The following is a 12,743-nucleotide window of genomic DNA, read 5'->3' on the forward strand; positions in this document are numbered from 1 at the left end:
GAGGCCGGTTTTCATTGACCCGCTGGCCGGGCTTCGCTAGCGAAAACCGCATGTCAACTCATCGGCAGAACTACGACGTCATCGTCGTCGGCGGCGGCCATGCCGGGGCCGAAGCAGCCGCTGCTGCGGCGCGTTATGGTGCGCGCACGGCGCTGATCACCCATAAGCCGGAAACCATCGGCGTGATGTCGTGCAATCCGGCCATCGGTGGTCTCGGCAAGGGACATCTCGTTCGCGAGATCGACGCGCTCGACGGCATCATGGCGCGAGCCGCTGATCTGGGCGGCATCCAGTTCCGCATGCTCAACCGCCGGAAGGGTCCCGCGGTGCGCGGTCCTCGCGCCCAGGCGGATCGCAAACTCTATCGCCAGGCCGTGCAGGAGCTGCTCGCGGCGCAACCCAATCTCGATATCGTCGCCGGCGAGGTCTTCGATCTGGAGATCGAAGCTGGCCGTGTCGCCGGAGTCGTCCTGGCGGATGGTCATCGATTCGCTACCGGAACGGTTGCACTGACGACGGGCACCTTCCTGCGTGGCCTGATCCATATCGGTGAGAAGCGGATTCCGGCCGGGCGTGTCGATGAGGCGCCTTCGCTTGGCCTGTCGGCGACCCTGGAACGCCATGGTTTTCCGCTCGGCCGCCTGAAGACCGGAACCCCGCCGCGCCTCGATGGCCGCAGCATCGACTGGGCGGCGCTGGAGATGCAGCCGGGCGATGAACCGCCGGAGCCGTTCTCGGTCCTGACCTCGGTCATCACCAATCCGCAGATCTCCTGCGGGATCACCCGGACGACCCTGGCGAGTCACGATCTCATCCGGGCCAATCTGCATCGCGCCCCGATGTTCTCAGGTCAGATCGAGGGCCGTGGACCGCGCTATTGCCCCTCGATCGAGGACAAGGTCGGGCGCTTCGGCGACCGTGACGGGCATCAGATCTTCCTGGAGCCCGAGGGCCTCGACGACGATACGGTTTATCCGAACGGCATCTCGACCTCGCTGCCCGAGGACGTCCAGCTTGACCTTCTGAAGACGATACCCGGCCTGGAGCAGGCCGCCATGCTGCGACCGGGCTATGCGATCGAATACGATTTCGTCGATCCGCGCGCCCTGAAGAACACGCTGGAGACGCGCGCCATCGCCGGACTGTTCCTGGCCGGGCAGATCAACGGCACGACCGGTTACGAAGAGGCCGGCGCCCAGGGTCTGCTCGCCGGCCTGAACGCGGCACGCGTGGCTGGCGGGGCGGAAGCCGCCGTGTTCGATCGGACGCAATCCTATATCGGCGTGCTCGTCGACGATCTCGTGACGCATGGCGTTACGGAGCCGTACCGAATGTTCACGTCGCGGGCGGAATTCCGCCTGTCATTGCGCGTCGACAATGCCGATGAGCGGTTGACGCCGCTTGGCTTGCAGATGGGGATCGTTAGCGGGGTGCGACGAGAGGCTTTCGAGACCCGAAACGGAAATATCGCTGCCCTGCAAGAGACGCTCAAAGGTCTCTCCCTGACGCCGCAGCAGGCGCAGGCCGTCGGCCTGCAACTCAACCACGATGGTTTGCGCCGCAGCGCGTATCAGATCCTGTCCTATCCCGATGTCTCGTTCGAGCAGTTGGCGTCGATCTGGCCGGAGCTGAATGATTTTGCCGCCCCGGTTGTGGCACGGGTGACGGCGGATGCCGTCTATTCCGTCTATCTCGACCGGCAAGCCGCCGAGATCCAGGCCTATCGCCGCGATCAGTCGCTGAAGGTTCCGGCCGATCTCGACCTCGACGCGATCTCGGGCCTCTCGAATGAACTGAAGCTCAAGCTGGCGGCCCAGCGTCCTGCGGACCTCGCCCAAGCGGGGCGGATCGAAGGCATGACGCCGGCCGCTCTGACCTTGCTGGCGGCTCATGCCCGAAAGAGCCGTGCTCCCGCATTATCCACAGGTTCACCGTGACTGTTGATAAGAGTGACCGTCAACGCGCTTTGAGCTTGACGCCTGTTTCACGTGAAACAGAGGAGCGTCTCGCCCTTCTGGTCACCGAACTCGGACGCTGGCAGGCTGCGAAGAATCTCGTCTCTTCCGCCACGCTCGCCGATGTCTGGACGCGCCATATTGCGGATTCCCTGCAGATCTTCCGGTTGGCCGAGGGCCGCGAGCGCTGGCTCGATCTCGGTTCAGGCGGTGGCTTTCCAGGACTGGTCATCGGCATTTGTCTAGCCGAGCAGGGCAAGGGACAGATCGACCTGGTCGAGAGCAATGCACGGAAGTGCGCGTTCCTGCGTCATGCAGCCCGCATCACAGGCGCGCCGGTCAAGGTTCATGCGGCTCGTATCGAAGATGTGATCGGCGATTTCAGCGGCAAGGTCGACGTAGTAACGGCCCGCGCGCTCGCCCCCCTGCCCCAATTGCTCGTTTGGTGCGAAGAGCTGTTGAGAACCGGCACACTCGGTCTCTTTCCCAAGGGACAACATCTAGATGCGGAATTGACCGACTCGGCCAGATATTGGAAGATTCAGGCGACAACGGTTTCCTCCGTGACTGATGACGCCGCGCGAATCCTGATGGTGCGCTCGGCCGAGAGACGAGCCGATCGATGACTGAGCTCACATCCGTAACGACACCGCGCCGCCCGCGCGTGATCGCGCTTGCGAATCAGAAGGGCGGCGTCGGCAAGACGACGACCGCAATCAATCTCGGCACGGCCCTGGCGGCCATCGGCGAGAAGGTCCTGATCGTCGACCTCGACCCGCAGGGCAATGCCTCGACCGGGCTTGGCGTCGACCGCCGCAACCGCAAATCCTCGACCTATGACGTGCTTTGCGGCGATGTCGGGCTGGGGCAGGCCTTGCAGCCGACGGCGGTTCCTGGCCTGTCGCTCGCGCCTTCGACGCTCGACCTGCTCGGCGTGGAGCTGGAGATCGCTTCGGCCAAGGACCGGGCGCATCGCCTGAAAAACGCGATCGACGAGCTGGTCTATGACCAGCGTTGCCAGGACCTGACCTATATCCTGATCGATTGCCCGCCTTCCCTCAGCCTGATCACGATCAATGCGATGACGGCGGCGGATGCGGTACTGGTGCCGCTGCAATGCGAATTCTTCGCGCTGGAAGGCTTGAGCCAGTTGCTCAAGACAGTCGAGCAGGTCAAGGCCGGTCTCAATCCGCGCCTGATCATTCAGGGCGTGGTGCTGACCATGTTCGACCCCCGCAACAACCTGTCGGGGCAGGTGATGGCGGATGTGAAGAGCTTCCTCGGCGACAAGGTCTACGAGACCGTGATCCCCCGAAATGTCCGGATTTCCGAAGCGCCGTCCTATGGCAAGCCGGCACTGCTCTATGATCTGCGCTGCTCAGGCTCGCAGGCCTATCTCCGACTGGCTTCGGAAGTGATCAAGCGCGAGCGTGCCCTCCGGGCCGCGGCCTGAGTTTACAAGTTACAGGTTGATGAGGATGGCAATGGCCGAAGAACAGGGGCGTTCCCGCCTTGGCCGCGGTCTGGCGGCACTGATCGGCGATGTCGGTGACGAGATCGGCGCAATCGAGCGGGCTCGCGGTCAGCGGCGCGTGCCGGTCGAGTTCCTGCGACCAAGCGCCCGCAATCCGCGCCGCAATTTCGTGGAAGAGGATCTCGAGGATCTGACGACCTCGATCCGTGAGCGCGGCATCCTGCAGCCCATCATCGTTCGTTCCATTCCCGGAATGATGGATGCCTATGAGATCATCGCCGGCGAACGCCGCTGGCGTGCGGCTCAGCGGGCCGAACTGCATGACGTTCCGGTTCTGCTGGTCGAGGCCGACGATCGCGAGGCGCTTGAGATCGCCATCGTCGAGAACGTGCAGCGTACGGATCTCAACGCGATCGAGGAAGCCGCGGGCTACGAGCGCCTGATCGCCGAATTCGGCTATACGCAGAACGACCTTGCGCGCGTTATCGGCAAGAGCCGCAGCCATGTCGCCAACACGCTGCGCCTGTCGAAACTGCCCGAACCGGTGCGTAAGCTCGTCAGCGAAGGCGCGGTTTCAGCGGGCCATGCCCGTGCGCTCCTGTCCGTTTCGGACCCGGAATTCATGGCGCAAAAGATCATCGACGATGGCCTGAGCGTCCGCGACATCGAACGCATCGTGCAGGAAGAGTCGCGCGGCGAGACCAAAAGCGCTGTGCCGAGCAAGCCGAAGGCGGTGAAGGACCCGGATACGCGAGCCCTTGAAAAGGCGCTGGAAGAGGCGCTCGGGCTCTCCGTTTCGATCGGACACAAGGCGAATGGCTCGGGCGAGGTCAAGATCGGCTACAAGACGCTCGAGCAGCTTGACGCGCTCTGCCACCGCCTGAAGTCTTAATTCCAAGGCGCTCGGGCTGAGTTCGTCGCGTTATACCGTTCTCGCGAGGGGCGAAGCGACGCCCGCTCGCTCCTCCCGGATTGCTTCGCTGCGCTCGTCATCACGGCGGCCGATAGCCAGTCGCGTTTAATCGCTCCGGCCGGCGCGCCCCAGCCGGGCCAGCGTCCAGAGGGCGCGGGTCGCGATGGCCCGGCCCATATCGGCATTCTGGCGCGTTGCCAGCACGGCATTGCCCAGCAGGCCGACGGCTTCGCTCAGCTTCGCGCTCGTCCAGGTGTTCAGCGCGGCCTCGGTCGTCGCGATGCGCGGATAGGGCAGGCGCATCGTCGCGACCGCATCACGAAGTCCTTTTCCGGCATCGATCGATTGACGCGCCTTTAGCAACGTCAGCGCCTGCCGCAACACAGCTCCCAGCATCACGCCGGGATCGAGCCCCTCGCTGCTGAGCTTGGCCTGGGCGAGGTCGAGGACCGGTAGCTTCCCGGCGAAGACCGCATCGACCAGCATCGCCTGTTCGCGCTGGGCGGTGTCGCCGACGACTGCGTCGACATGCTCGACCTGCACGGCTGCGTCAGTACCGACATAAAGCAGCAACTTCTCGATCTCGCGACGCGACGTCTGCCGGTCGCCGCCGAGCAGTCCGGCAAGATGCTCGCGCGTGACGCGGTCGATCGACTTGCCGGCAGCCCGGACCATTTCGTCGATGATCGAGCCGAGGTCGCGTGCCGCATCGCCGTAACAGGGCACGGCGAGTGCCGTCTTCGCCTTCTCGCAGGCGGTGCGGATGGGGTTGCTGCGCTGGAGATCGCCGGCCTCGACGATGACGAGGGCGTCCTGCGACGGGGTCGCGAGCAAAGGTTCCAGGGCCGCGAGGAGCGGCTTCGATGTGGGGGAGACGCGGATGGCCCGGCGGCCGCCAAAGAGGCCGATCGTGTTGGCCTCGTCGGCAAGCTTGAGCGGGTCGGAGGCGACGGCGTCTCCATCCATGCGGATAAGCTGAAAGGCGTCCTGCGGGTCGTCGACGCTGGCCCGGGCGAGCCCGGCGGCCCGTTCCGAGACGAGCCCGGCATCGGGGCCGTAGATCAGAATCAGCCGCCAGGCGGGATCGAGTCGTGCGAGGGTCCGTTCGGCCTCGTGCGCCTTGATCGCAACCATGGCGCGTCAGGACGCGAGATCGGCGGCGATCTGGCCCCGGACGATGGTGGCGAGGTTCTTCGCGGCGCGAACCTGCGCATCCCGCGCCGCGCGGACGGTGGCGAAGCGCTGGGAGGAGCGCTCATAGGGGACCCGGACCGAGTTCGTGCCGGACGCGAGGACCTTGCCGGTGCCGTTCTGCGTCAGCTTCCAGGTCGCGGTCGCGACGAGCACGGCCGAATCGGCGCGGCCATTGGCATAGTCGACGGTGACGATCTCGACCGACTCGGCGATGGCTGTTTCGAGCTTCGAGGTCCTCGGGGCCTCGGCGTCGCCGCCGCCGTCGAGCTCGAAAACCAGCTCGTTACGGAAATAGTGCCCGATCAGGCCTTTGATCTCGGGAATCTCGATGCCGCGCAGCGCCGTCTTGACGCTGCTGCCGGCAATGGTGCTGGCAGTGTAGTCGGAATAAAGCGGCTGGAAGCAGCCGCCGGCGAGCGCCGCGACCGTCAGCACGGCCGCGATCAGGCTGCGGCGGGAGAGAGCGGCTTCAGACGACGACATTCACGATTCTCCCGGGAACCACGATGATCTTGCGAATCGCACGCCCTTCAAGGGCCCGCTGAACGGCCTCGCTGGCCCGCACGGCCGCTTCGACAGCCACCGTATCCGCATCGGCGGCCACGGTCACTTCCGCGCGCTTCTTGCCGTTGAGCTGGACCGGCAGCGTGAGCTGATTGTCCTTCAGCAGCGCCGGATCGACCTCGGGCCAGGATGCCTCGCCGGCGAGGCCCTGCAGGCCCAGCACGTGCCAGCATTCCTCGGCCAGATGCGGCATCATCGGCGCCACAAGCTGGGTGACGATCGTGGCAGCCTCAAGGAGCGCGAAACCGGTGTCGGCGTCGAGCTCCGGCTTCTCGGCCGCGCCGTCGAGCGCCTTACCGATGGCGTTGGTCAGCGTGTAGATATGGGCGACGCAGCGGTTGAAGCCGAGGCGCTCGATATCGGCGCCGACCGCTTCGAGCGCGCGATGGCTGGCCTTGCGCAGCGCCAGGGCGGCTTCGCCGATCTGGGCGGGCTTCTCGGCCTTTCCGCCGGTACGCTCGGCGATCTCCGCGACCATGCGCCAGAGGCGCTGGACGAAGCGGGCTGCGCCCTGGACGCCCTCGTCCGTCCAGATCACGTCGCGGTCCGGCGGCGAATCGGAAAGCATGAACCAGCGCGCGGTGTCGGCGCCGTAGGAGGCGATGATGTCGTCGGGGTCCACGACGTTCTTCTTGGACTTCGACATCTTTTCGATCGAACCGATCTCGATCGGCGCGCCGGTATCGACATCGAAGCCGCGCCGGTCGCTGCCGGAGACCTCGATGCGGACATTGCCCGGCTCGACCCAGTCGCCATTGGCCGCGCGGTAGGTCTCGTGAACGACCATGCCTTGGGTGAACAGGCCGGCGAAGGGCTCGTCGAGCCCGGCATGGCCGGTCTTCTTCATCGCGCGGGTGAAGAAGCGCGAATAGAGCAGGTGCAGGATCGCGTGCTCGACGCCGCCGATATACTGGTCGACGGGCAGGAAGCGATCGACGGCCTTGCGGTCGGTCGGGCTCTCCGTCCGCCAGGGATCGGTGAAGCGGGCGAAATACCAGGACGAATCGACGAAGGTGTCCATCGTGTCCGTCTCGCGACGGGCATCCTTGCCGCATTGCGGGCAGGCCACATGCTTCCAGGTCGGATGATGGTCGAGCGGATTGCCCGGCTTCTCGAAGGAGACGTCATCCGGTAGCTGAACGGGCAGATCGGCATCCGGAACCGGCACCGTTCCGCAAGCGGAACAATGGATGACCGGGATCGGGCAGCCCCAATAGCGCTGGCGCGAGATGCCCCAGTCGCGCAGGCGGAAATTGACCTTGCGCTGGCCGACCGGGCGGTTGCCGATGGTCTCGGCCTCCAGGCGGCGGGCGACCTCTTCCTTGGCTTCCGCGATGGTCAGGCCGTCGAGGAAGCGGGAATTGATCATGCGGCCGTCGCCGTCATAGGCGGTGTCGGTGATGACGAAGCTCACCGGGTCGGTGCCCTCGGGCGCGACGACCGGGATGTTGCCGAGGCCGTATTTGTTTACGAAGTCCAGGTCGCGCTGGTCATGCGCCGGGCAGCCGAAGATGGCGCCGGTGCCGTATTCCATCAGGACGAAATTCGCGACATAGACCGGCAGCGTCCAGTTAGGGTCGAACGGGTGGACGGCGCGCAGGCCGGTGTCGAAGCCGAGCTTCTCGGCCTTGTCGATCGCTTCCTGGGCCGTGCCGGTGCGCTTGCACTCCTCGATGAAGGCCTGCAGCGACGGGCTCTTCGCCGCGATGGATTTGGCGATCGGGTGATCGGGCGCGATGGCGACGAATTTCGCGCCGAACAGCGTGTCGGGTCGGGTGGTGTAGACCTCGACCTCGTCCTGTCCGGCGCCATTCGATTCGAGGGCGAAACGAACCAGCAGGCCTTCCGAGCGGCCGATCCAGTTCTTCTGCATCAGCCGGACCTTTTCGGGCCAGCGGGTCAGGCCGTCGAGCGCATCGTTCAGCTCCTGGCCGTATTCGGTGATCTTGAAGAACCACTGGGTCAGTTCGCGGATCTCGACCGGCGCGCCGGAGCGCCAGCCGCGGCCGTCGATGACCTGCTCGTTGGCCAGCACGGTCTCGTCGACCGGGTCCCAGTTGACCTTGGCGGTCTTGCGATCGACCAGCCCGGCCTTCAGGAAGTCCAGGAACATCTTCTGCTGATGCTTGTAGTAGCTGGGGTCGCAGGTCGCGAGCTCGCGGCTCCAGTCGAGCGACAGGCCCATCGACTTGAGCTGCTTGCGCATCGTCGCGATGTTCTCATAGGTCCACTCGCGCGGATGGACCTTCTTCTGCTTGGCAGCGTTTTCGGCCGGCAGGCCGAACGCGTCCCAGCCCATCGGATGCAGCACCGAAAAGCCCTTGGCGCGCTTGTAGCGCGCAACGACGTCGCCCATCGCGTAGTTGCGGACATGGCCCATATGGATGCGCCCCGATGGGTAGGGGAACATCTCGAGGACGTAGTAGCTCGGCCGTGTGTCGTCGTTCCTCGTCTCGAAAAGCTTGCGCTCCTCCCAGACGGCGCGCCATTTCGGCTCGGACTCTTTCGGATTGTAGCGTTCGACGGCCATGTCAGCGGGCAATTCTTGGCGGTTTGCCGGCTCCCGGAGGCAGGCCGGCGCAGGGGCTGATTGCAAAAACCGGATGTCGGAATCTTGCAACCTGCTCTAGGACACCATTGCGCGCACGCGGTCAACGGCGTGCAGGGCATGAGAGGCTGGCAGATGAGCGATACGGTTACGCGTTTGGCTGAAATTCGGACTGCGATCGGCCGCGCCGAGCGCGATTTCGGACGTAAAGCCGGTTCGGTCGCGCTGGTCGCGGTCTCCAAGACCAAGCCGGCCGAGCAGATCACGGAAGTGCTCGAAGCCGGGCAGCGCATCTTCGGCGAGAACTATGTCCAGGAAGCCAAGGCGAAATGGCCGGCGCTGAAGGAACGCTTCCCGGATGCCGAGCTGCACATGATCGGCCCGCTGCAATCGAACAAGGCGCGCGAGGCGGTCGAGCTCTTCGACGTCATCCAGTCGCTCGACAGGGAGAGCCTGGCGAAGGAGCTGGCACGCGAGATCGCGCGGGTGGGCCGGACCCCGCGGCTCTTCGTCCAGGTCAATACCGGCGAGGAAGCCCAGAAGGGCGGCGTGCTGCCCGCCGATACGGATGTCTTCATCGCGCGCTGCCGCGAGGTTCACGGTCTCGCGATCGAGGGGCTGATGTGCATTCCGCCTGCCGACGAGCCACCCTCGCCGCATTTCGGGCTGCTCGCCAAGATCGCCGCCCGCAACGGGCTCAAGGGCCTGTCGATGGGCATGAGTGCCGATTACGAGGCGGCGATCCAGCTCGGCGCGACCCATGTGAGGGTGGGGAGCGCGATCTTCGGCGCGCGGGGGGAGCGTCAATAAGGGCGTCATCCCGTGCGCGCACGGGATGACAGCGCGTTTCAAGCCCGTTGCAAGGGCTCGCCGACATCGATGCGGTTGCCGTCCGGGTCTTCGAAGACGAAGGCGCGCAGGCCGTAATCCTTGTCGCGCAGGCCCTTGACGATGCGCAGGCCACGCTCCCGGATCACGGCGTGCACTGCGTCGATATCCTCGACCATCATATGCGCGACGTTGAAGGGCGCGGCCTTGTGGCCGGGCTGGAGCGTCAGGTGCAGTTCGGCGGCATCGCGCTTCAGGATCACGAAGCCGACGGGGTCGCCGTTCTCGAAGGTTTTGCGGAAGCCGAGCGCCCCGACATAGAAATCGCAGGCGCGGGCCATATCGGCGACAGGGAGCATGGCGGCGATCCGCCCGAAGCGGAAGCCGGTGGAGACCGAATCAGTCATCGCAGTTCTCAGGCTGGGAGCGGCTCGACGACGTAAGGACGGTGCCTGACATGCGCCGATCGGCTCCGGAGAGATGGTCGAGACGGTGCTCGGCGCCAGTCGTAGCTTATCTGACCATAATCCGGCAATGGCGGGCCAGCCGCGGCAGCACCTTGGCGAAGACATGGCCCTCGACGGCGACGCAGCCGGCGGTCGGCGTGAAGCCGGCGCGAGCGAGATGCCAGAAGACCGCGCTGCCACGCCCACGCTGGACCGGCCGGTCGTTCCAGCCGAGTTCGACGATCACATCATAGAGATGATCCTCGCGCTGCAGGCGCTCCTCGGCCTCGCCGGGCGGGTGGTCGATCAGGCGGTTGTAGCGGCGATCCTTCTGGTCGTCGCACCAGGCGTCGCGCGGCCCGATCCGCTTGAGCGGGAGCAGCGTGCGGGGACGGGCGAGGCGATCGGCCCGGTAAAAGACGCTGCGCAAGGGCAGATTTGCACGTGGCGTGTGGCCGTCGCCCTCGCGCTTCGTGGTTGCGATGCCGGTGCGGCCGAGCGCGCAGGGGAAGATCGCGTTGCCCGCGACGAGGAAGCCCTTGCGCCGGTCATGGACCGAGGCGAAGACGCGCAGCGAGGTCAGATTGCGCGGTCCGCCATGCGATGCGGCGGGTTGATCGAAGCGGTTTCTCACGGGAATTCCAGGCGGCCTCACTTGCGATGACGACTCAGCAGGCTCATGTTGCCGCAATCCCTGCGTCCGAGCGAACCCCATTCATGTCCGCCGTCCATCATATCCTGCTGGTCGATGACGACCAGACCCTGCGCGACACCTTGTCCGAGCAGCTCTCCCTCTACGAGGAGTTCCGGCTCTCCACGGCCGATACCGCGACGGCGGCGATCAAGGCCGTGCAGGGCGACCGCGTCGATCTCGCCGTGATGGATGTCGGCCTGCCCGACATGGATGGGCGCGAGGCCGTCAAGGTGATGCGCAAGAACGGCTTCAAGAGCCCGGTGGTGATGCTGACGGCACAGGGCTCGGATGCCGATACCGTGCTCGGGCTCGAGGCCGGTGCCAACGACTATGTGGTCAAGCCGTTCAAGTTCGCCGTGCTGCTGGCGCGCATCCGCGCGCATCTCAGGCAATACGAGGCGAGCGAGGACGCGATCTTTCAGGTCGGCCCCTACACGTTTCATCCAGGCTCCAAGCTGCTCGTCAGCGAGAAGGGCTCGAAGACCAAGCTCACCGAGAAAGAGACGGCGATCCTGCGCTTCCTCTATCGCGCCGGCCGCAAGCCGATCGCGCGGGAGGTGCTTCTGCAGGAGGTCTGGGGCTATAACAGCCAGGTGACGACCCATACGCTCGAAACCCACATCTACCGGCTGCGCCAGAAGATCGAACCCGATCCGGGCAATGCCCGCCTGCTGGTCACCGATGCCGGCGGTTACCGGCTGAATCCCTGACGGATGGCACTCGACGAAGACATGGCCCTGCTGGCCCGGCAGCCGCTGCTGAGCCTGATGGATCGCGATGCGTTGCGGCTGCTCGCCTTCGCGGCTGAAAGCCGGATCCTGCGCGCCGGAGACGTGCTGTTCCGCGCAGGCGAGCCATCGGACGGGGCCGTGCTGGTGGTGTCCGGTGCCGTCGCGCTGACTGTGCAGGATGACGGCAAGCCGGCGAGCGAGATCGTCGGCCCCGGTGCCTTGATCGGCGAGCTCGCCCTTTTCACCTCGGTGCCGCGCCAGGTGACGGCGATCGCGCGCGAGCCGACGCAGGTGATGCGACTGCCGCGCAGCGTGATGCGGCGCGTGCTCGGCGAATCACCCGATTCGGCCGAGGCCATTGCTGCTGCCATCGGGGCCCGGTTGCAGGGCTTCGTCGGCGAACTCTCTGCGGTGCAGGAAGCGCTGAACGCGATCGATCGGAAGTAGCCTGCCGTTCAGGACGAGGGCGGGTGCCTTGCCGCCCGGATTGCGGCGAAGCGCGGCCACAGGCTGTTGACGCACAGGCCGGAGAGCACCAGCCCGGCTGCGAGGAATTTCCAGCCGGGTAAGGGCTCGCCGAGCAAGATGGCGGCGGCGCCCATTCCGAAGACCGGGACCAGCAGGGATGTCGGCGCGACGGTGGCGGCAGCATAGCGCGAGAGCAGCCACCCCCAGATCGCATAGCCGAACATGACATTGCCGACCGCCTGCCAGATCGCCGCGGCCCAGGCGACGGCTGGCGCATGGACGAGGCCGTCGCGCATCGCCGGCCAGCCCTCGATCGTCCAGGACAGGGCAAGCAGCGGGGGGATCGCGAACAGGCTGGTCCAGACGACATAGGCGAGCATGTCGACCTTGGGCGTGCTGCGCGCGACGATATTGCCGGCGGCCCAGCAGAGGGCGGCGCCGAGCACGAGGACGATGCCGAGCGGTGTGGTCGAGCCGTCGGTATGCCAGAGAATCACGCCGATGCCGAGGGCGGCGAGAGCAAGCCCGGCGAACTGGAAGGGCTGCACCCGCTCGTGCGTGATCGCGGCCGCCAACAGGATCGTGAAGAAGGGCTGCGACTGCACCACGAGCGAGGCGAGGCCGGGCGCGATATGGCCCTTGATGGCAAAGAAGAGCAGGCCGAACTGGCCGGCGCCGATCAGGATGCCATAGGCGGCGAGCTTGCTCCAGGGTGCGTCGGGACGCTTCAGGAAGAACACTGCTGGCAGCAGCGCGAAAGTGAAGCGCAAGGCCGCGAAGAGCAGCGGCGGGAAATGTTCCACGCCGATATGGATGACGACGAAATTCGTGCCCCAGACGACCATGACCGCCAGCGTGATCAGCGTGTCGCGGAGCGAGAGCGAGGTGGGGAGAGCTGGTTGCACGGGTCTGGCTTCGCCTGACGTTT

At 65.7% G+C, this 12,743-nt stretch carries 13 protein-coding genes; 7 read left to right on the forward strand and 6 right to left on the reverse strand.

The genetic code is table 11. The features are described from left to right. Nucleotides 1-50 precede the first annotated feature (50 nt). From mnmG to Q9235_RS24710, 4 genes are read left to right on the forward strand one after another with little or no spacing between them, the layout of a single operon-like run. Nucleotides 51-1,937 (forward strand): tRNA uridine-5-carboxymethylaminomethyl(34) synthesis enzyme MnmG, encoded by a 1,887-nt coding sequence (mnmG, locus tag Q9235_RS24695; protein ID WP_306224398.1) that lies wholly within the window; start codon nt 51-53, stop codon nt 1,935-1,937. Beyond that, nucleotides 1,934-2,581: a 16S rRNA (guanine(527)-N(7))-methyltransferase RsmG gene (gene rsmG / locus Q9235_RS24700; protein WP_306224399.1), complete on the forward strand. Its 648-nt coding sequence runs from the start codon at nt 1,934-1,936 to the stop codon at nt 2,579-2,581. Before mnmG ends, rsmG begins: the two co-directional genes overlap by 4 nt. After that, nucleotides 2,578-3,408: a ParA family protein gene (locus tag Q9235_RS24705; protein WP_291658449.1), complete on the forward strand. Its 831-nt coding sequence runs from the start codon at nt 2,578-2,580 to the stop codon at nt 3,406-3,408. The genes rsmG and Q9235_RS24705 overlap by 4 nt, the downstream gene beginning before the upstream one ends. Before the next feature lie 31 nt (nt 3,409-3,439). Next, nucleotides 3,440-4,321 carry a ParB/RepB/Spo0J family partition protein gene (locus Q9235_RS24710; RefSeq protein WP_306224400.1) on the forward strand — a complete coding sequence of 294 codons (882 nt, stop codon included), beginning with the start codon at nt 3,440-3,442 and terminating at the stop codon, nt 4,319-4,321. Nucleotides 4,322-4,447: 126 nt separating this feature from the next. On the opposite strand, the gene holA is transcribed toward Q9235_RS24710, so the two are convergent. From holA to leuS, 3 genes are read right to left on the reverse strand one after another with little or no spacing between them, the layout of a single operon-like run. Then, nucleotides 4,448-5,476: a DNA polymerase III subunit delta gene (gene holA, locus Q9235_RS24715; RefSeq protein WP_306224401.1), complete on the reverse strand. Its 1,029-nt coding sequence runs from the start codon at nt 5,474-5,476 to the stop codon at nt 4,448-4,450. Between the two features lie 6 nt (nt 5,477-5,482). After that, a complete protein-coding gene (locus Q9235_RS24720) occupies nt 5,483-6,019 on the reverse strand; it encodes an LPS assembly lipoprotein LptE (RefSeq protein WP_306224402.1) in 537 nt (178 codons plus the stop codon). Next, on the reverse strand, nt 6,006-8,630 hold the full coding sequence (gene leuS / locus Q9235_RS24725; RefSeq protein WP_306224403.1) for a leucine--tRNA ligase: 2,625 nt from the start codon (nt 8,628-8,630) through the stop codon (nt 6,006-6,008). Before leuS ends, Q9235_RS24720 begins: the two co-directional genes overlap by 14 nt. 153 nt (nt 8,631-8,783) lie before the next feature. Between leuS and Q9235_RS24730 the strand changes: the two genes are divergently transcribed. Continuing rightward, a complete protein-coding gene (locus Q9235_RS24730; RefSeq protein WP_306224404.1) occupies nt 8,784-9,458 on the forward strand; it encodes a YggS family pyridoxal phosphate-dependent enzyme in 675 nt (224 codons plus the stop codon). Between the two features lie 38 nt (nt 9,459-9,496). Here the strand turns inward: Q9235_RS24730 and Q9235_RS24735 are convergent, their stop codons facing one another. Both Q9235_RS24735 and Q9235_RS24740 read right to left on the reverse strand, forming a co-directional pair. After that, a complete protein-coding gene (locus Q9235_RS24735; protein ID WP_306224405.1) occupies nt 9,497-9,883 on the reverse strand; it encodes a glyoxalase superfamily protein in 387 nt (128 codons plus the stop codon). Between the two features lie 106 nt (nt 9,884-9,989). Further along, complete coding sequence (locus Q9235_RS24740) at nt 9,990-10,556, reverse strand: L,D-transpeptidase family protein (RefSeq protein ID WP_306224406.1); 567 nt, start codon at nt 10,554-10,556, stop codon at nt 9,990-9,992. A gap of 83 nt (nt 10,557-10,639) precedes the next feature. Between Q9235_RS24740 and Q9235_RS24745 the strand changes: the two genes are divergently transcribed. After that, nucleotides 10,640-11,326, forward strand: a complete 687-nt coding sequence (locus Q9235_RS24745; protein ID WP_257735408.1) for a response regulator transcription factor — start codon at nt 10,640-10,642, stop codon at nt 11,324-11,326. A gap of 21 nt (nt 11,327-11,347) precedes the next feature. After that, the gene (locus tag Q9235_RS24750; RefSeq protein WP_306224407.1) at nt 11,348-11,794 is read left to right on the forward strand and encodes a cyclic nucleotide-binding domain-containing protein; all 447 of its coding nucleotides are present in this window, start codon (nt 11,348-11,350) and stop codon (nt 11,792-11,794) included. Nucleotides 11,795-11,802: 8 nt separating this feature from the next. Here the strand turns inward: Q9235_RS24750 and Q9235_RS24755 are convergent, their stop codons facing one another. Beyond that, complete coding sequence (locus Q9235_RS24755) at nt 11,803-12,720, reverse strand: EamA family transporter (RefSeq protein ID WP_306224408.1); 918 nt, start codon at nt 12,718-12,720, stop codon at nt 11,803-11,805. Between the last annotated feature and the right edge of the window lie 23 nt (nt 12,721-12,743).

Origin of the sequence: Bosea beijingensis, from assembly GCF_030758975.1 — a bacterium.
Classification (GTDB): domain Bacteria; phylum Pseudomonadota; class Alphaproteobacteria; order Rhizobiales; family Beijerinckiaceae; genus Allobosea; species Allobosea beijingensis.

What these genes read in the sequence shown, in the direction of transcription:
- mnmG (WP_306224398.1), top strand. Translation starts at nt 51, where the DNA reads ATGTCAACTCATCGGCAGAACTACGACGTCATCGTCGTCGGCGGCGGC.
- Q9235_RS24705 (WP_291658449.1), top strand. Translation starts at nt 2,578, where the DNA reads ATGACTGAGCTCACATCCGTAACGACACCGCGCCGCCCGCGCGTGATC.
- Q9235_RS24710 (WP_306224400.1), top strand. Translation starts at nt 3,440, where the DNA reads ATGGCCGAAGAACAGGGGCGTTCCCGCCTTGGCCGCGGTCTGGCGGCA.
- holA (WP_306224401.1), bottom strand. Translation starts at nt 5,476, where the DNA reads ATGGTTGCGATCAAGGCGCACGAGGCCGAACGGACCCTCGCACGACTC.
- Q9235_RS24720 (WP_306224402.1), bottom strand. Translation starts at nt 6,019, where the DNA reads ATGTCGTCGTCTGAAGCCGCTCTCTCCCGCCGCAGCCTGATCGCGGCC.
- leuS (WP_306224403.1), bottom strand. Translation starts at nt 8,630, where the DNA reads ATGGCCGTCGAACGCTACAATCCGAAAGAGTCCGAGCCGAAATGGCGC.
- Q9235_RS24730 (WP_306224404.1), top strand. Translation starts at nt 8,784, where the DNA reads ATGAGCGATACGGTTACGCGTTTGGCTGAAATTCGGACTGCGATCGGC.
- Q9235_RS24735 (WP_306224405.1), bottom strand. Translation starts at nt 9,883, where the DNA reads ATGACTGATTCGGTCTCCACCGGCTTCCGCTTCGGGCGGATCGCCGCC.
- Q9235_RS24745 (WP_257735408.1), top strand. Translation starts at nt 10,640, where the DNA reads ATGTCCGCCGTCCATCATATCCTGCTGGTCGATGACGACCAGACCCTG.
- Q9235_RS24750 (WP_306224407.1), top strand. Translation starts at nt 11,348, where the DNA reads ATGGCCCTGCTGGCCCGGCAGCCGCTGCTGAGCCTGATGGATCGCGAT.